Source organism: Candidatus Acidulodesulfobacterium ferriphilum (assembly GCA_004195035.1).
Lineage (GTDB): Bacteria > SZUA-79 > SZUA-79 > Acidulodesulfobacterales > Acidulodesulfobacteraceae > Acidulodesulfobacterium > Acidulodesulfobacterium ferriphilum.
Window position 1 is genome coordinate 451,006 of record SGBD01000001.1, and the last position, 17,992, is coordinate 468,997.

15 protein-coding genes are annotated in these 17,992 nt (G+C 35.7%); 3 read left to right on the forward strand and 12 right to left on the reverse strand.

Going from position 1 to position 17,992, the window contains the following annotated elements; translation table 11 throughout:
* Positions 1 to 15: 15 nt before the first annotated feature.
* Positions 16 to 1,158 (reverse strand): alanine--glyoxylate aminotransferase family protein, encoded by a 1,143-nt coding sequence (locus EVJ47_02255; GenBank protein RZD15114.1) that lies wholly within the window; start codon positions 1,156 to 1,158, stop codon positions 16 to 18.
* 260 nt (positions 1,159 to 1,418) lie between these two features.
* Between EVJ47_02255 and EVJ47_02260 the strand changes: the two genes are divergently transcribed.
* Genes EVJ47_02260 through EVJ47_02270 form a run of 3 tightly spaced genes read left to right on the forward strand, consistent with a single transcriptional unit; the run spans position 1,419 to position 6,079 of the window.
* Entirely contained in the window at positions 1,419 to 3,383 is a 1,965-nt protein-coding gene (locus tag EVJ47_02260) for a LysM peptidoglycan-binding domain-containing protein (protein ID RZD15115.1), read from the forward strand.
* Positions 3,384 to 3,399: 16 nt separating this feature from the next.
* On the forward strand, positions 3,400 to 4,605 hold the full coding sequence (locus EVJ47_02265) for a molybdopterin molybdenumtransferase MoeA (GenBank protein ID RZD15116.1): 1,206 nt from the start codon (positions 3,400 to 3,402) through the stop codon (positions 4,603 to 4,605).
* Positions 4,606 to 4,633: 28 nt separating this feature from the next.
* Positions 4,634 to 6,079, forward strand: coding sequence for a sigma-54-dependent Fis family transcriptional regulator (locus EVJ47_02270; protein ID RZD15117.1), 1,446 nt, complete (start codon positions 4,634 to 4,636; stop codon positions 6,077 to 6,079).
* A gap of 26 nt (positions 6,080 to 6,105) precedes the next feature.
* Here EVJ47_02270 and EVJ47_02275 read toward each other — a convergent pair whose 3' ends face one another.
* From EVJ47_02275 to EVJ47_02325, 11 genes are all read right to left on the reverse strand, one after another.
* A complete protein-coding gene (locus tag EVJ47_02275; protein ID RZD15118.1) occupies positions 6,106 to 6,645 on the reverse strand; it encodes a hypothetical protein in 540 nt (179 codons plus the stop codon).
* 90 nt (positions 6,646 to 6,735) lie between these two features.
* The gene (locus tag EVJ47_02280; GenBank protein RZD15119.1) at positions 6,736 to 7,650 is read right to left on the reverse strand and encodes a cation transporter; all 915 of its coding nucleotides are present in this window, start codon (positions 7,648 to 7,650) and stop codon (positions 6,736 to 6,738) included.
* Between the two features lie 100 nt (positions 7,651 to 7,750).
* Positions 7,751 to 8,380 (reverse strand): phosphoribosylglycinamide formyltransferase, encoded by a 630-nt coding sequence (locus tag EVJ47_02285; protein ID RZD15120.1) that lies wholly within the window; start codon positions 8,378 to 8,380, stop codon positions 7,751 to 7,753.
* A 52-nt stretch (positions 8,381 to 8,432) separates the two neighbouring features.
* On the reverse strand, positions 8,433 to 9,482 hold the full coding sequence (locus tag EVJ47_02290; GenBank protein ID RZD15121.1) for a phosphoribosylformylglycinamidine cyclo-ligase: 1,050 nt from the start codon (positions 9,480 to 9,482) through the stop codon (positions 8,433 to 8,435).
* A 230-nt stretch (positions 9,483 to 9,712) separates the two neighbouring features.
* A complete protein-coding gene (gene ftsY, locus EVJ47_02295) occupies positions 9,713 to 10,645 on the reverse strand; it encodes a signal recognition particle-docking protein FtsY (GenBank protein ID RZD15122.1) in 933 nt (310 codons plus the stop codon).
* Between the two features lie 46 nt (positions 10,646 to 10,691).
* Positions 10,692 to 14,336, reverse strand: coding sequence for a chromosome segregation protein SMC (gene smc / locus EVJ47_02300; protein ID RZD15123.1), 3,645 nt, complete (start codon positions 14,334 to 14,336; stop codon positions 10,692 to 10,694).
* Positions 14,317 to 15,075 carry an RsmE family RNA methyltransferase gene (locus tag EVJ47_02305; GenBank protein ID RZD15124.1) on the reverse strand — a complete coding sequence of 253 codons (759 nt, stop codon included), beginning with the start codon at positions 15,073 to 15,075 and terminating at the stop codon, positions 14,317 to 14,319. The genes smc and EVJ47_02305 overlap by 20 nt, the downstream gene beginning before the upstream one ends.
* Before the next feature lie 14 nt (positions 15,076 to 15,089).
* Entirely contained in the window at positions 15,090 to 15,653 is a 564-nt protein-coding gene (locus EVJ47_02310; protein ID RZD15125.1) for a methyltransferase domain-containing protein, read from the reverse strand.
* A 15-nt stretch (positions 15,654 to 15,668) separates the two neighbouring features.
* Entirely contained in the window at positions 15,669 to 16,685 is a 1,017-nt protein-coding gene (gene galE / locus EVJ47_02315) for a UDP-glucose 4-epimerase GalE (protein RZD15126.1), read from the reverse strand.
* A 38-nt stretch (positions 16,686 to 16,723) separates the two neighbouring features.
* A complete protein-coding gene (locus EVJ47_02320; protein RZD15127.1) occupies positions 16,724 to 17,323 on the reverse strand; it encodes a DUF502 domain-containing protein in 600 nt (199 codons plus the stop codon).
* A gap of 123 nt (positions 17,324 to 17,446) precedes the next feature.
* Complete coding sequence (locus tag EVJ47_02325; protein ID RZD15128.1) at positions 17,447 to 17,929, reverse strand: hypothetical protein; 483 nt, start codon at positions 17,927 to 17,929, stop codon at positions 17,447 to 17,449.
* Between the last annotated feature and the right edge of the window lie 63 nt (positions 17,930 to 17,992).

Below are 17,992 nucleotides of genomic sequence, written 5' to 3' on the forward strand. Positions count from 1 at the left end.
TGCTTTCCCAATAATTTACTCGCCAAAAAGGGCTTTTTGAGCGGCTTTAAGTCCGATGCCAAGTTCAAATTTATAGCCTAATTCTTTTAAAACAGCTTCTAATGCGGAAATAGCGGTTATTACATCAAAGCAGCCTGCGTAACCTAAATGCGCTATTCTAAATATCCTGCCTTTTGCGGCATCCTGCCCGCCGGCGATAGTGATGCCGTATTTTTCCCTTATAAGCTTTGTTATTTTTCCCGCATCCATTCCATCGGGCGCCCAAACAGCCGTGAGAGCATTAGAAGGTTTATCTGCCGTATAAAGTTTTAAACCTAAAGCTTGAACTGCCAATCTTGTGGCATTTGCAAGCCTTGCATGCCTTTCAAAGACTTTTTCCAGCCCTTCCTCCTTAATCTCTCTTAACACCTCTCTTAATCCAATTATAAGCTGTACATTAGGGGTGTAAGCATTTTGATTTTTTTCTAACGACTTCTTTTCTTTTTTGAAGTTAAAGTAATATTTGGGAAGAGTAGATTTTTCGACAAAACTCCAGGCTTTCTCGCTAAGAGAAGCAAATGCAAGCCCGGGGGGAAGCATAAGCGCTTTCTGCGAGCCGGTAACAATCACATCTATTCCCCACTCATCCTGCGGAATACTGACAACTCCGAGTGCGGTAATTGCATCAACTATAAGAATGGTATTTTCCCGTTTTTTAATGATGTCCGCAATCTCTTTTACCGGGTGATAAACGCCTGTCGATGTTTCAGAGGCTTGAATATAGACCGCTTTTATTTCGGGGTCATTTTTTAGGGCGTCTTCTATAGCCCCGGGAGAAACGGTGTGCCCCCATTCGACATCTATAGCTTTTACATTAACGGAATATGCTTTGCATATATCGAACCATCTTTCTCCAAATTTTCCCCCTCTTACCGCAAGCGCATGATCTCCCGCCGAAAGGAGATTTGACACGCAGCCTTCCATAGCCCCCGTCCCGCTTGATGTAAATATTAAAACCTCCTGTTTCGTCTGGAATAAATATTTTAAATTATCTCTAACCTCTTGAAGTATAACCGAATATTCTGGAGCCCTGTGATGTATAATAGGAAGCGCCATATCGGCTAAGGCGCGCTCTGGAACAGGAGTGGGACCCGGTGCCAATAAATACTTTTTTTGCATTTTTAACCCCTTCTAAAATTAATTGATTAATCGTGATTTTTAAAAGATTAACAAAGATTAACTAATTAGGATAATCTTATAATGACATATAATACATTAAATACTTAACCAAATTTATATAAAATTGTCAAGAATTTCTTAAATAAATTTGACATTTGCATTTAACCGCATTATAATCATTTTTTAGAAAAATAGATAAGTTTTTATTACGGATAAATTTATACTTAAGGAAACGGAACCAATCGGAGAGAGGCTTTGTGATGAAAAGATTAAAAGGCTACGGCTTGTGCACCTTTTTAATTTTGATATTATTTATTTCAACGACCCGCCATGTCTTTGCATCAAATCTTAATAACCAGGATTTTATTCAGATAAGATTTAAAACATCTAAATATAACAACAAAATAAAAAACAAGGTTAACCGTCAAGGCTCCGCAAGCGTAGTCATAGTAAACTCAACCGTTGCGGGTAACGCTCCAGACAAGACTCCAAAATCATCAAAAAACAATATAACCGATACGCCGAAGAATAGTAAAGAAAATTCTAAGCGGGTTTTAATAAAAAAACCGGAGCAAAAATCGGCGGGTTCCCTCAGCCGCGAAGCAAACGCCGATTTAATTAAATCCGGACTTTTAGCAAAAAGCGGCGACCTCGCAAATTACAAAAAAAACATATCCCATATATTCCCGATGATAATAAATAAAGAAATCGTCCATTACATACATTATTATCAAACCGCGGGTAGAAAATTTTTTAAATATGCTCTTTCAAGGTCCGAAAGATATATTCCGATGATAAAGAAGGTTTTTAATAAGTTAGGCATACCAAACGATTTGGCATACCTTGCCATGATTGAAAGCGGCTTTTCCCCTACCGCTTATTCTTATGCCGGGGCCAGCGGAATGTGGCAGTTTATCCCATCTACGGGAAGGCTGTTTGGTTTAACCACAAACTGGTGGGTCGATGAAAGAAGAAACCCAGTTGAATCCACTTATGCCGCAGGCAGATATTTAAGAGATCTCTTCAATAAGTTCGGTTCGTGGTATCTTGCCGCCGCGGCTTATAATTCCGGCGAGTTAACCATTGAAAGGGCTCTATCGCTATATCCGGGAGGAAATTTCTGGACAATATCCCAAAATAGGCCGTATCTTTTGCCCGGGCAAACAAGGAGATATGTCCCTAAAATAATTGCCGCCGCAATTATTGCGAAAGACCCCGAAAATTTTGGGTTTCACAATATAATCTATAAAAAACCTATCAAATTTAAACAGGTCAATGTTCCTTTTTCCGTCAATTTATACGCTCTTGCAAAATGCGCCGGTATTTCGGAATATACGCTGTGGCATATGAATCAAGACCTTTTAAGAAATGCAACCCCGCCGAATGATCCTGGATTTATGCTTAATATACCCGCAAGTAAATATAAAATTTTTATGAAAAATTTTAAGCATATCCAAAAATATATTAATCAAGAACCTCAGGTCATTAACACATCTTATGAAAGATCGGAAAATAATGTTTATTATACCGTCATTCCAGGAGACACGCTTATGGGGATCGCTTCCAAATATGGAATATCCCTCGGAACATTAGAGAGGTATAACGGGCTTAATAACTATTCCGTCCTCAGGGTAGGAGAAAGAATTACCATTCCGGGCATAAACGCAAAGGGGGCGGTTTATAGGAACATAACAAATAATGCTTATTATACTGTTCTGCCCGGCGACACCCTTATGGGGATCGCTTCCAAATATGGAATATCCCTCGGAACATTAGAGAGGTATAACGGGCTTAATAACTATTCCGTCCTCAGGGTAGGAGAAAGAATTACCATTCCGGGCATATCCCATATAAAGACGGCACCGGCAAATCTTCAGCTTGCCTATGTAGTTGTTAAACCTGGTATGACGCTATGGAGCATATCGCATGACTATAATGTCTCTTTAAATACGATAAGGATTATAAATCATATATCAGGAAACGATATCCATGCCGGAGAAAAAATATTCATAAAAAGGCAAAACTTTAATAGCAGATACTCTTATATTCATAATAATCACCCTCAAGCAAATCAAGGCTTTTTACATTATCGGGTAAAATTTGGAGATTCTTTATATTCGATTGCCTTAAAATTTCATGGCAATATTAAGAATATTATGGCCGACAACAATATTAAGAACCCTAACGCAATTTATCCGGGGGAAATTCTTAAAATAAATCAGTGAAGAATAAAACATTATTATGACCAGCTTTGATGAAGCTTTAAAGATATTAAATTCCGTTAAAATCAAGGTAAAATCAGAAAACATCCCCTTATTGGATTCTTTAAATAGGGTAGCTTACCGGGATGTGCCGTCAAAATTAGACCTTCCTGCCGAGGATAATTCGGCAATGGACGGTTATGCCCTAAAATCTTCGCTAACGCAAAATATAACTTCGGGGGAATTAAGATTAGAAATAGAGCCTGATACGATATATGCCGGGGATAACTCGAAAAAAAATATCAGGGAAGACAGGGCAGTAAAAATAATGACCGGCGGCTATTTACCTGACAAATTAGACGCCGTTTTGCCTTTAGAGGATGCAAAGGTTATAGGCGGCCGCCTCATCATAACATCGCCTATTAAGTCAAATAAAAATGTCCGGAAAAAGGGCGAGGACATAAAAGAAGGGGACAAGATTTTAGATAAAAACACCCGATTAACGCCGGAAGTCATTGCCTTACTTGCTTCTTGCAATATTAAAAAGATTAATGTATATGAAAAAATCCCCGTCTCGATAATTTCAACGGGTAATGAGATATTGACTTTAAATCAAAAATTCAGGTATGGCAGGGTTTTTAACTCAAATGGAATATTGGCAGAACTTTTTTTATCTCAAAACGGCTGTTCGGTGGTGAAAAATGTCGTATGCAAAGACAATTTGACCGTAATTAAAAATGCGATAAGAACGGCTTTGAAATCAAGCAAGATTATAATAACTTCGGCCGGGGCATCCTTTGGAGAAAAGGACTTTACGGAAAAAGCGCTTATCGAATCAGGGCTTAATATTAAATTCAGGCAGGTTGCCATAAAGCCTGCCAAACCATTTTCATTTGGACTCTTTAATAACAACATACCCGTATTTATGCTTCCGGGTAATCCTATGGCATTTTTTACCTGTTTAGTCGTCTTTTTAAAGCCGTTTATCGGAAACCAGATTGACATAAAAAATAGTGTTAGAACCGCAAAATCACGGTCTTTATTTAAATATATCAAAAACCATAAAAGGAGAGAATTTATTCCTGCCTACACTTACAGTAAAAATGGATGCTTTTATTCCGAAGATTACAAAAAACACGGTCCGGCAATGATTAGCGCCCTCGGCAACATAAACTCCGTTGTATCAATCCCCGAGAATACCTTTGAAATAAAAGAAGACGATTATATCGATGTTTATTTTATATAATATTTAATGTGATATAATTAATTAAAAGATGCAAAAAAATAGAATATTAATAGTCGATGACGAAGAAAGTTTGGTATATGTACTGAAAAAGCTTTTAGAAGATGAATTCATAATAGATACCGCAACGGATGGAGAAAAGGCAATCTCCTATATTCAGCAGAATGAATACTTTGCCGTATTTTTAGACATTAGAATCCCAAAAATAAACGGTATGGAGGTTCTATCATATACAAAGAAATTACCCTACAAACCTAATGTCATTATAATGACCGCTCAAAATACCATGATAAATGCCATAGATGCAATGAAGAAAGGGGCTTACGATTACATAACCAAACCGTTTGAACTGGACGAAATTGTAGGCATAATTAATAAAATTAAAAAGGACGAATATTCAAAAACGGGGGAAGGGCTTAGAAGCGATGATTTTCTTGATACGCTATTAGTCGGGAAATCAAAGACTATGCAAGAAGTTTTCAAAACGATAGGTAAATTATCCCACAATAATCTTACCGTATTAATTCTGGGGGAATCCGGCACGGGCAAGGAATTGGTCGCAAGAGCCATACATTTAAACAGCATAAGAAGCGATAAGCCGTTTGTAGTGGTAAATACCCCGTCGGTTCCTTCAGAACTGCTTGAATCGGAGCTGTTTGGCCATGAAAAGGGGTCATACACCGGAGCAAATGAAAAAAGGGAAGGTAAATTCGTTCAGGCAAACGGCGGCACCATATTCCTTGACGAAATCGGGGATATGCCGTTAAACCTGCAGGCCAAACTTTTAAGGGTATTGCAGGAGAAGGAGGTCGAACACATTGGATCAAACAAACCTATAAAGATAGATGTGAGGATTATAGCGGCTACCAATAAAAATCTAAAAACAATGATTAAAGATTCGAAATTTAGAGAGGATTTATATTACAGGCTAAATGTCATAGAAATAACATTGCCTCCGTTAAGAGAAAGGAAATCCGATATACCGATTTTGGCAAACTTTTTTATTAAAAAATTCGCAAAAGAGTTTTTTATTCCCGAAAAGCAGCTAAATGAAGACGCAATGATATACCTGCAATCTTACAATTTCCCCGGAAATATAAGAGAGCTTGAAAACGCCGTAAGAAGGGCAATGGTTATGTCTCCATCTTCCATATTAACGCCCGAAGATTTTAAAGAGATAATCAATACGGGTAATATAATACCGCAAAAATATGCAAAGGATCAGATAAGCGATATCGGCTCTTTCGAGGATATTATAAGGCAACGCATAAAAACCTATATAGAAAAAATTAAAAATACCAATTTAAATGATGTATATAAAACAATTATAGGAACAACCGAAAAGACGGTTATAGAGGAAATACTTAATATATGCAAATGCAATCAGATAAAAGCCTCTCAACTATTGGGAATAAACAGGAACACCTTAAGAAAAAAAATTAAAGAATATAATATTAATTTGAAAAGTCCAAAATAAACGGGGCCGGTGATTTTATTTTTGGGTTAATTTTTAATATAAATGCCGGACGATGATTTAATGCTTTCCTGTAATATATCGAATAATAATTCAACATCGAATAGCATTTTAAGCTTATCCCTTTCCCTGTCCAAAAAAAGCTCGTTTTCGTCAAGCTTGCAAATCTCTTCCCTGATAACTTTTAGCTGATTGTCAATTTCTGTTTCGTCAATTTCATCGCCCATCTCCTCAAGCCTATTTGCGCCTATTATCATTAAATTCTTTAAAGAAGAATGGTTAAGAATATCCGCCTCTATTCGCGCCCTTTTTTCAAGTAATTCTCTGTATTTCTCGATGTCTTTTCCTATAAGCCCTGCAATATTTTTAATCTCTTCCCTGAGTTGCTTAACTTTTTTGACATCGAGGTAATTATTAATTTTAAATTCCGTGAAAAAAATAGGAAAATCCTTTTCACCATTTATTTCGCCGATATGTTTTTTAAAAAATTCAAAATAATCATCCCTTCCAAAATTGACAACCTTAAATACTTCTCCTTTTTTATTTTTTATTTGAACATAAATATCCATAATTATATGCGCCTCTCCCCATATATAATATTCAGGTATATTATAATCGTATTTATCTAATGCCTATGTGACTTTTGTCAAAATTCATCTTTATTTGGCCATGTGACTATCATAGGGGTTTATATGAACCATAACCTCGTTTATGTACGGATTTGAAATTATTAATCTTTCTTTAACATTTTCCGCAATATCATGGGACATTTTCACGGTCATATTCGGATTAATCTCTATTTCGACATCTATATACAGATATGGCCCCGACTTTCTGACCTTTATGCTTGTAATTCTTTCTACCCCTTTTACTCCTGTAATCACGGCTTTTATTTTATCTATAACAAAGGCGGGCGGGCTTTCATCCATAAGATTACCGATAGATTCCTTTATAAGTTTTACCGCAAGCCGAAAAATAAAAAAACTAACGACAATTCCGGCAATAGGGTCCATATAAAAATAGCCCTTTATTGCAAACAAAATGCCGATTACAACAGCAATCGACGCAAAAACATCGCTCCTGTGATCGTAAGCCGTAGCAACCAAACCCGAGGATTTTAAAAGTTTTCCCCATCTTAAAGTCCATTTATAAAGAATTTCCTTTATGATAACGGTCGATAATGCAACGATTAATGTATCTAAAGCAGGCTTTTCGTATTGATGGAAATAGAGTTTTAAAGACGACCCTGCTATAATCGAAAACCCGAAAAGAAACAGAATTAAGGCAACAACAAAAGTAGCGATCATTTCAGCCTTTGCATGACCGTATGGATGCTCCTTATCTTCAGGTTTGCTTGATATTTTAAAAGACAGATAAACAACAAAACCTGCGAATATATCGGAGAGTGAATTGAAGCCGTCCGCCACAAGAGCAGTAGAATGCCCGGTAATCCCGATATAAAACTTGGCCAGCGTTAAAATCAGATTTATAGATATGCCGATATAGGATATAAATCTTAATTTGTTAAATATATTTTCTCGATTAATGGTTGGATTCAAATTTATACCAATAATAAATTAACTATTACATTACCTTAATTTTATACTTGAGGCATAAATTAAAATATTTTCAGCGGGTATATGGATATAGGTTTAATAATTTTGCGATATTAAATTACCCCGCCTTATAAGCCTTATTTGCCAGCAACTCTAAAGCGACAGGATAAATTTTATGCTCGATATTATGTATTTTTGCCTCTAACGATTCGATAGTATCATCTTCCTCTATTTTAACAACCTCTTGCAATATTATAGGCCCGGAATCAACTTCCTCCGTTACATAATGTACAGTCACTCCTGTATATTTTACGCCGTAATCATAAGCCTTTTTAATTGCGTCTTTCCCTTTAAAAGACGGCAGAAGTGAGGGATGTATATTAATTATCTTATGTGAAAACTTTGACACGAATTCTTTGGAGAGCACTTTCATAAACCCTGCAAGAATAATCAATTCAACGCCGTAATTTTTAATTATCTTTTCAAGTTCGCTCTCAAATGCATCTCTTTCCGATAAATTATTAAAAGGTACGGCAAAAACGGGAATAAACGGGGCTATTTTTTTTACTTTTTCTATCACGGGGGCGGCCGCTATATTGGAAACAACGGCAACTATGTTAATACCATTATTTTTTTTGCCGGTCAAAAAATGATTAATTATATTTAAAGCATTTGAACCGTTGCCTGATGCTAAAATAACGCAATTTTTATTATCTTGCGGATTAATTTTATTTGAATTTGAGGTCATTGGACAGCGTTATCAGGTTTAAAATAACTTTTCGGTTTACAATCATCATTAATCAATATAACATGACATCCTTTGCGGATTTTTTCGAAAAAACGGCTTCGCCGATTTCATAGGCTGCAAACCGCTTTGAATTTATATATTCAAAATCATTAATAAAATAAAGCGCATCATTTAAAACATTTTTATCGACCACTATGGCCAAACCTATGCCCGCATTAAATACTTTATAAAATTCGTTATCTTCAATCCCGCCCCTTTCCTTTAATATATTAAAAAGCTCCGGCATTTTCCATGAACTTTTATCTATTTTAGCCGTAATATTATCGGGTAAAATTCTAATGAGGTTTTCGGGTAATCCTCCCCCCGTTATATGGGCAATTCCTTTTATTTTGAAGTTTTTTTTAAGATTTTGTATAAGTTCGGAATAAATCATAGTGGGTTCCAACAGAACTTCTCCCGCGGTTTTGCCGGAGGATAGCAGAACATCGTTAATATTTAGCCCCATAAGTTCAAATATTATTTTACGGGCTAAAGAATAACCGTTTGAATGCAAGCCGCTGGATGCTACGCCTATTATTTTGTCGCCTTCCTCGATATTAGAACCGTTAATAATTTCATCCTTTTCAACTATGCCTACGGCAAAGCCGGCTAAATCGTATTCATCTTTCAGGTAAAAAGAGGGCATTTCAGCCATCTCGCCCCCCAGAAGCGAACATTTCGCCAATTTACACCCCTCCGCTATCCCAGAGACGATTTCCGTAATAACATCGGGCTTTAAGTTCGAAGTGGATATGTAATCGAGAAAAAAAAGCGGTTTAGCTCCCAAACATGCAATATCGTTAACGCTCATCGCAACAAGGTCAACGCCTATAGTGTCGTGTTTATTTGCGGCAAAGGCGACCTTAAGTTTTGTTCCCACCCCGTCCGTTCCAGAAACCAGAACCGGATTTTTAAAATTGAGCTCGCCTATAGAAAATAACGAACCGAATAAACCAAAGTTATCGATAACCCCTTTAGTGTAAGTGCTTTTCACTATCGAGGAAATATCAAAAACCGCTTTTTTTCCTGCCTCTATGTCAACACCTGCGTTTTTATAATCCATAAGTTTTTTATTTTATATTTTTTTTTAAAGCTTGTAAAGCAAATCAAAATTCCTTAATCCCGATTTAGAAAATATTTATAAGTTTTAATACTAAATAACACTGGATTCCTGCCTACGCAGGAATGACAATTCGGTGATTTAAGATTTCACCAAGCGGGTGTCATTCCTGCGTAGGCAGGAATCCAGAAAATAAATTTCTAAATCGGGATTAAGGAAATCAAAATTTTAAATTAAAACAGCCCGTCCGCAAAAATTTCAGGGGAAAACTCGGATATTTTATCGGGGGATTCACCAGTGCCTATAAATCTAACGGGTAAATTTAGCTTATGTATGATATCGATAATTATTCCGCCTTTTGCCGAACCGTCTAATTTTGTAATGATAACCCCCGAAATATCTATAAGTTCTTTAAATTGCTCTACCTGAACCAGAGAGTTTTGCCCAAGGCTCGCATCTATTACAATAAATGTCTCGTCGGGAGGACGTCCGTTTGTTTTCGAGATAATCCTTTTTATTTTTGATAATTCCTCCATCAGATGCTTTTTATTATGAAGCCTTCCGGCGGTATCGATTATCAGCAGATTAAAATCTTTGTCTTTTAATTTTTGAACGGCGTCATGGGCAACGGATGCTGGGTCCTGGTTTTCTTTTCCGGATACCACATAGGCGCCCGTACGATTTCCCCAGACTTCCAATTGCTCTTTTCCCGCGGCTCTAAATGTGTCGCAGGCGGCAATAATAACCTTTTTACCCATGCCGGCATAATATTTGCCAAGCTTCCCCACGGTAGTGGTCTTCCCTACTCCGTTCACTCCGACAATCAAAAAAATGTTTTTTTCGTTGTTTATATTAATCCCCGGGAAATCTTTTGATATTTTGCTCTTAATCTCGTCTTTCAGGGCATCTTTAATTACGCCTTCCGTTAACGGGCTTTGCCCGTTAACGCCGCCTTTGGTTTTTGAGACTCGTTTTTTGATTCCCTCGACTATTTCGTTAGCCGTTTGGAAAGATATATCGGATAGGACTAATGCCTCTTCGAGCTTGTCTAAATCGGCAGGTTCAAGCTTGGTAAAACTAAAAATGGAATTTACTTTTTCCGATAACGCCTCTTTCGTTTTTTTAAGACTGTCCTTAAAATTTTTAAATTTTTCAAATACTTTCATTGATTAACCCTTATTTTTAAAAATTAATTTTTATCGTAAATTCCCGTTAATTCATTGAAACCGAAACTATTTTGGAAATCCCCGGCTGTTTCGATGTCACTCCGAATATATTCTTGCCTATCTCCATAGTTTTTTTGTTATGGGTTACCAAAATTACCTGTGAATGATTGGATATCTCGCTTATAAGCCTGTTATATCTGGCATTATTTGCATAATCTAACGGCGCATCCACTTCGTCTATCACACAAAAAGGCGTTTTTTTCACCAAAAAAATGGAAAAAAGCAGGCTTATCGCAACTAAAACCCTTTCTCCCTGGGATAGAATATTTATACCCGAAAACTTTTTCCCCGGTATTTGCGCATTAATTTCCATCCCCTGTATATCATTTTCGTCGGTTTCATTCCCCTCTTCCAATGACACATTTAAAATATCGGCATGTCCGCCACCGAATAAAAAAACAAATAATTCGTTAAATTTGAGCCTGATTTGCTTCAAACTTGAACTAAATTTTTCTTTCGATACCATGTCCAATTTTTTTATTATATTTTCTAAGGATTTAATAGAGCCTTCGAGATCAGTCTTTTGCGCCAGTAAAAAATCTAAACGGTTTAAAGCCTCCCCGTACTCATTTGTTGCATTCATATTAATATCTCCGAGGTTTGACATTGCAATTTTAAGTTCTTCTATATTTTTTTTAATACTTTCTTCGCTTAATTTATCGTAATCACCGCCGGCATCCGAAAAATTAAGGGATTTTGCATCTGGCCCATGCCCTGAGATTCTTGAAATGGGTTCGTTTTCGGAAAACTCGCCTGAATTTAATTCCGCCAATTTTTCTTTATACATATTTATATATGTTAACGCAGTATCCCTTTTCTTTTCTATATTGCTTTTTTCTCTTTTTGCGTTTTCCAGGTCTTTTTCGATATTATTTATGCTATCCCTTGTGCTTTCCATATCAACCTCAAGGGTTTTAATTTCGGACTCTTTAGATGTAAGAGCATCGTTTAAACCGCAGGCGTTCTTTTGTTTGTCGGATATATCGCCCGCGGCCTGCTTTATTTCCTGTTTAATATTGTCAATCTGAAGATTTAAATTATCAAGTCTTTTCGAGTAACCCATCAGCAAGCTTTCCAAATCTTTAATCCCTTTTTTTAAAAAATTAAGATTTTGCTCCGCCGAATTGATTTCTATTTTTAATTTTAATTCATCTTCTTTTGCATTTTCAAATTCATCCTCAAAAGATTTTAGTTTTGTTTCGAGGATTAGCTTTTCTTGAGACTTTATTTTTAATTCATCTTCCAATAATAACCGCTCTTCTTTCAGAATCTCCGCTTCCGATAGCGCTTTGGCTTTTTCCGATTCAAGATTTTCTAACTCTCTTTTTAATATATTAAGCCGCTCGAAGGATTTAATTATCTGACTGTCCATATGCTTTATATCATTTTTTGCCGTCAGTTCATCCATCTCCTTTAATCTTATATCTTTATTTAATTTATCTATGACGGCCTCAATCTCTTTAATTTTTAAACGCGTTTCTTCGAATAATAAATTTGCCCTATTTAGTTCCTTTTCTCTATCCGCTTTTATATTTTTATATTCGGATAATTTTTTCTTATTAATGAATAAATTTTGACTTTCGGCATTTTTATTCTTGCCTGCAATAATAAATCCGTTCGAAAGAAAAATTACGCCGTCATTTGTGATTATATTAACTTCGGGAAAAAAACCGGTTTGTTTTATATAATCTAAAATATCCTGCGCATTTTCAGAATAATAAAAATTCATCCCGATATCATCTAAGTCAAGGGCGCCGCCATTACAAATCTTTTGATTTAATATTATTTTATCCCGCAGCGGGACAATGCCTTTTTGTTTGAGCAAATCCTGCCTGCCTGCAAGTTCCGGTAAGTCCTTCCGTAAAAATCTATTGTTTCTTGTCCCCGGAATAAATATTTTTGCCTGCCCCGCTTTATCATTATTAAGACAATCTAATGCCTTTTGGGCGTCCTCGATGCCATTTACCACCACGGCTTCAAGCAAGTCTTCAAAACCTGCCCATATAATATTTTCGAATCCTGTTTCCGCTTCTATTAAATCGGATAAAGGATAAGCCTCATAATCCCTGTGTGAATTCAAAAGCCTTTTTGTCCCTTCGGGAAAACCCTCGCGATTAATAATAAAATCAGAAAGTTTGGATATTGTAACATCTATTTCTATAAGTCCCTTTTCTAAACTGTCTTTAACTAATTTAAGCGCTTCCAATTCATTTGACGATTTCAATAGTTTTTCGTTTTCTAATACCAGCATGCCCTTTAAATTTTTAATATCTTTTACGGTTTCAAGGATAAAATCGTTTTTTACGGCTAAACTGTCCTCAAGGGTTTTAATTTCATGGGAAATTTTTGCTATAACATCTTTTGTATTATAAATTCTCGCATCTATATTTTTTATATTTTTAACGGTAAAAATTAATTTATTATTAACATTTTGGGATTTCTCCGTTATATCTAAAATATCATCGTTAATAATTTCCGCTTCACCTTTAATTTTTAAAACCGATTCCTTTTTCCCCGCAACTATCGTATTTAAATCATTTAACTTTTCATATAAAACCTTTATGGCTGATTCATCCGATAACTCCTTGTTTTTATAATCTCCGAGTTTACCCGCGTTTCTATTTTTTATATCATTTTGTTCGTTTATTTCTCTATTTTTCTTTTCAATTTCCGATTCTAATTTTTTTATCGTTAAGGTTCCGTAATCGATATCGGAATTTAATTTTGTCATATCGATTAGGATTTTATTTTTTTCATCGGTGATGCGTTTATACCTGTCGTTAAGATTATCAAATAATGTTTTTAGTTCCGTTAAATCACTTTCGATAGAAGCGGTTTTTGCCGTAAGGGAGGTAAAAAGCGAAGAATAATTATCTAAATTCTCATTATGTTTATCTATATCCGAATTTATTTTTCTTTTTAATCTATCATATAAAACATAATCGCACAGCCTTTTCTCCTTTTCAAGTTCTTTATACTTCTCTAATACCTCGGACTGGCCTTTTAGCAAAGTTAACTGCCTCTCAACCTCGCCATACAGGTCATTAATTCTTAACAAATTTAATTGCGCCGCCTCTAATTTCTTTGAAGCCGATTTTTTTTGCGTTTTATACTTTGTTATCCCCGATGCCTCCTCAAAAAACAACCTTAAATCGTTAGGCTTATAGTTTAACAGGGCGTTAATTTTGGAAGAATCCACAATAGAATAGTATTTCGATAAACCGCTTTCATTAAAAAAGCCCAGATATTCCCTGTAGGAAACCAAAAATCCGTTTATCCTGTATTCGGTCTCCTTATTTTTAAAATGCCTTCTTTCCACCATAATTTCCGAAAAATCCTTATATTTAAAATCAATGGGCGAGTCATTTACAAAAACACCTCTGCATAGCGCAACGGAAGATTGCCCCCTTAAATTAGAGCCGTGAAATATAATATCGTTCATATTTCTTAAGCGTAAATCCTTAAGCGTTTGCTCCCCCAGAATAAATCTAATTGCATCGACGATATTGGTCTTCCCGCATCCGTTCGGCCCTACGATGATATTTATGCCTGTATCAAAAGGTATTCTTATTTTATCGGGGAAGGTTTTAAATCCAAAAAGCTCTACAAATTTAAGATGCATAATTTTCATCCTGCAAAGCAAAACAGGTTAAATTAGAGACAAGATATAAAGATGCGACAAATGTGCTCATAATATAATTAGACAACTTTACAGGCACAAGACCAAACTCCTCCGACAGTTCTATTTCATGCCCGGAAAAATCACCCTCCGGTCCTATGAATAAGCCTGCGGAAAAGTTCTTGGAAAGAAAATCTTTAGACATCAGGTAATCCTTTAAAAACATTTTGGCATTTGGGGATGCTATCAATTTAATATCGAAATTTGCCGTCAATCTAAACGAATCTTTTAAACTTACGGGTTTATTAATTATTGTTGAAAAGGCTTTACCAGCTAAAACACAAGCCCCTTTTGAAATCTTATTCCATTTTAATAATTTATTATCTATTTCTTTGCCGTCTTTTAAATTAATAGACCTTTCGGTAACCACGGGGAAAATTTCGCTTATTTCCATTTCGCACAACCTCGAAAGAAGCTGATCCATTAAATGGGATGTGATAAGGGGTAGAAAAAGGTTAATTTTGGTTTTTTTTTCCGAAAAAGTTTCTTTTGATATCAGCTTAACTTTGGTAAATTTTTTTGAAATTTGGATAACCTTTGCGGAATACACATTTCCCAAACCGTCGTATAACCTGATTTCATCATCCGCTTTTTTGCGAAACGCTTTAATATGGTCTGTTATCGAACTTAAAGCTATTTCCTTCCCCAAATAAGGGCTAATTTCTTCTTCTATATAAAATCTGTTGTGCATTCTTATAAAATATATCAATTCTTAACAAATTTAAGATAGCATCCTAAAAAATCGCAATTTTTAATACTCTCGATAAACCTGAAACCTTTGCTTATTATTAGTTCTTTATAAGATTCCCTGTCTTTTTCAAAAACTTCAAACCTGGGTTCTTTAATCGACAGCATTCCGTTGTGCTTTATTACGCGAAATAGCTCGGAAACGGCATTTTCTTTATCTTCTATCTCATGAAACGAATAATAAAGAAAAGCAAGGTCTATTTCCTCATTTTTGACACTGCTTAAATCGGATGCGCTGGAAACGCGAAAAAAGGCATTTTGCAAATATCCTCTTTTCCTTTGAGCCTTTTTTATCATCTTTTCCTGGATATCGATAGAAATCACCGACCCTTCCTTTCCAACGGCTTTTGATAAAAATTCTGTTACAAATCCGCTTCCGCACCCCGCCTCAAGAACCTTCATGCCTGGTTTAACCCCCATAAGTTCCACATTTTTTTCCATATTTTCAAACAAATTTCTAAATTTGTTATCGATAATAGATGAAAAAAACGCGGGGAACAGGGCATAAGTTTTTAGCTTCATAAATAAAACATGCCTCTATGTTGCAATATAGCCGTTTAAATGGTTTGAATGCCAGTTCCATGCGGAGCTAATAATATCGCCTATATTATATTTAAATTCAAAGCACAGTTCTTTTTTTATCTTTTCATAGCTTGCCACTAAAACAGCGGGGTCGCCTTCTCTCCTTCCCGCAAACTCTATTTTTAGTTTCTTTCCAGTTATTTCCTCTATCTTTCTAAGAATATCCATAACGGAATACCCTTTTTCACAGCCAAGATTATAGACGCTGCTTTTGCTCTTTTTATTTTCTATTAAATATTTAAGCGATAAAACATGAGCATTTGCTAAATCATCCACATGAATATAATCCCTTATTGCAGTTCCATCGTTAGTCGGATAGTCATTGCCAAAAACAACCGCTTTATTTTCTCCCGCCGCAACGGATTTTAAAACCTTCGGTATAAGATGCGTCTCGGGACGGTGATCTTCCCCTATCAGTCCTGATTTATTTGCTCCTGCCGCATTAAAATACCTCAGGGATATATATTTAAACCCGTAGGCCCTGTCCATGCCGGCAAGCAAATTTTCAACCGCCAGTTTGGTGCTTCCATAAACATTTATAGGATTTAGCCGGCTCATTTCGTCTATAGGATTATTATCCGGAATACCGTAAACAGCTGCGGAAGACGAAAACACAAAATGGTTTATGCTCGATTTTTTTAAAAATTCAAGGAACAAAATTGTCTTAGCAACATTGTTTTTATAGTATTTAAGAGGGTCATTCATCGATTCTCCGACAAGGCTGTGAGCGGCAAAGTGAATTACTCCGTTTATATTATGTTTTTTAATTATATCTTCAACTACATTAATATCGGAAAAATCGGCATTATAAACTTTAACTTTTTTATTTTCGTACTTGCTCACGGCGTCAAGCGCTTCGATATGGCCGCTGCAAAAATTATCCACTACCGTAACCGAAAACCCGTTGTCAATCAAACTGATAACCGTATGCGATCCGATATAACCCGCCCCGCCTGTTACTAATATGTTCATATTTATTTTAGATTTAATTCCCTTTTAAAGTTAAATGATTATAATTTATCCGGAAACGCTATGCCGGCGGAAAGAACAATATTAATCCCCTGCTCGACACTAAGATTAGTTTCTATTATATCATTTTTACTTGCAATTATGTTAACCCCGATGTAGAGATGATTCGTCGGCACATATACAACGACATAATCGTTTTCATCGCCGCCTTCTTTTATTCTGGTATTAGAAGTCAAAAAACCGTAAATATATTTATTATCGTTATACCTTACTAAAATAAATTTTTTAAATGAAGTTTTATCAGGGGAAAATATATCGACCCACTGCTTTGTGGATTTATACAACAAGCTTACAAGAGGAATTTTAAGCATAACATTTTCATAAAAATTAATAACGGCTCTGCCTATCCAATTCGTGATAAAAAAACCGGCAAAGAGAATTAAAACAAACAGCAATATTAACCCGATATCGGGTATATATACATGAATATACCGCTTTAAAAAGAAAGAAAATGGACTAAACAATTGATTGACTTCCCTCAAAAGCCATGCAACGACAAAAACCGTAATAACACCAGGAATAACCACGGTTAAACCTGTCAAAAATCTATTTTTAATCTTACTTAACAAACTTTTATACATAAACACCTTTTTTACCTTTTTAGCTTTAATATAAATTTGCGCAGGATAAAAACAAAGCGCTCCCCTTTTTAGGTAAAAAGAAAGCGCTTTTAAAAATTACCTTCTTGAAATTTACGATTATTGTTATCTTAATGAATTAACATAAGCGGTTAATGCTTCTAACCCGCCTTTCGATATTGACCCTTTTAGATTAAACCTGACGCACATTGCAATCTTTTTTTCAACTGTCATGTGAGTATGGTGCATTTTATTGAATGCCATAATTTTTTTGGCAGCATTTTTAAGCGGCCTTATAATCATTCCCATTCCATGCATTTTTATATAAGTGCCTGCGCTATATACATGGCAGGTAGCGCATGAAAGACCAGTGGTTCCGATACTTTCGGAATAGAACAGCTTCTTCCCTTCGGCTATTAATCTTGCCTGTTCGGGGTTCATTTTCTTCATCATTTTTGTTTTTTCCGGCATCATTTTTTTTGGCATCATATGCGCGGTTGCCGAAACTAACGGGGCAATGACAAATACAGCCGTTAAAATGAAAAGCGCCGATAAAAAAAACTTTTGAGCAGAAAAACCATGCTTTTCCATGCCAAACTTCGTTTTCATAAAACCTCCTTCGTCTTAAATCGTTTTATTAATTTATAGCCTAATACTTAACACCGGCATTTT

Coding starts and splice junctions, on each gene's coding strand:
- galE (RZD15126.1), bottom strand. CDS start 16,685: ATGAACATATTAGTAACAGGCGGGGCGGGTTATATCGGATCGCATACG.
- EVJ47_02275 (RZD15118.1), bottom strand. CDS start 6,645: ATGGATATTTATGTTCAAATAAAAAATAAAAAAGGAGAAGTATTTAAG.
- EVJ47_02255 (RZD15114.1), bottom strand. CDS start 1,158: ATGCAAAAAAAGTATTTATTGGCACCGGGTCCCACTCCTGTTCCAGAG.
- EVJ47_02260 (RZD15115.1), top strand. CDS start 1,419: ATGAAAAGATTAAAAGGCTACGGCTTGTGCACCTTTTTAATTTTGATA.
- smc (RZD15123.1), bottom strand. CDS start 14,336: ATGAAAATTATGCATCTTAAATTTGTAGAGCTTTTTGGATTTAAAACC.
- EVJ47_02270 (RZD15117.1), top strand. CDS start 4,634: ATGCAAAAAAATAGAATATTAATAGTCGATGACGAAGAAAGTTTGGTA.
- EVJ47_02325 (RZD15128.1), bottom strand. CDS start 17,929: ATGAAAACGAAGTTTGGCATGGAAAAGCATGGTTTTTCTGCTCAAAAG.
- EVJ47_02290 (RZD15121.1), bottom strand. CDS start 9,482: ATGGATTATAAAAACGCAGGTGTTGACATAGAGGCAGGAAAAAAAGCG.
- EVJ47_02305 (RZD15124.1), bottom strand. CDS start 15,075: ATGCACAACAGATTTTATATAGAAGAAGAAATTAGCCCTTATTTGGGG.
- EVJ47_02285 (RZD15120.1), bottom strand. CDS start 8,380: ATGACCTCAAATTCAAATAAAATTAATCCGCAAGATAATAAAAATTGC.
- EVJ47_02265 (RZD15116.1), top strand. CDS start 3,400: ATGACCAGCTTTGATGAAGCTTTAAAGATATTAAATTCCGTTAAAATC.
- EVJ47_02310 (RZD15125.1), bottom strand. CDS start 15,653: ATGAAGCTAAAAACTTATGCCCTGTTCCCCGCGTTTTTTTCATCTATT.
- ftsY (RZD15122.1), bottom strand. CDS start 10,645: ATGAAAGTATTTGAAAAATTTAAAAATTTTAAGGACAGTCTTAAAAAA.
- EVJ47_02320 (RZD15127.1), bottom strand. CDS start 17,323: ATGTATAAAAGTTTGTTAAGTAAGATTAAAAATAGATTTTTGACAGGT.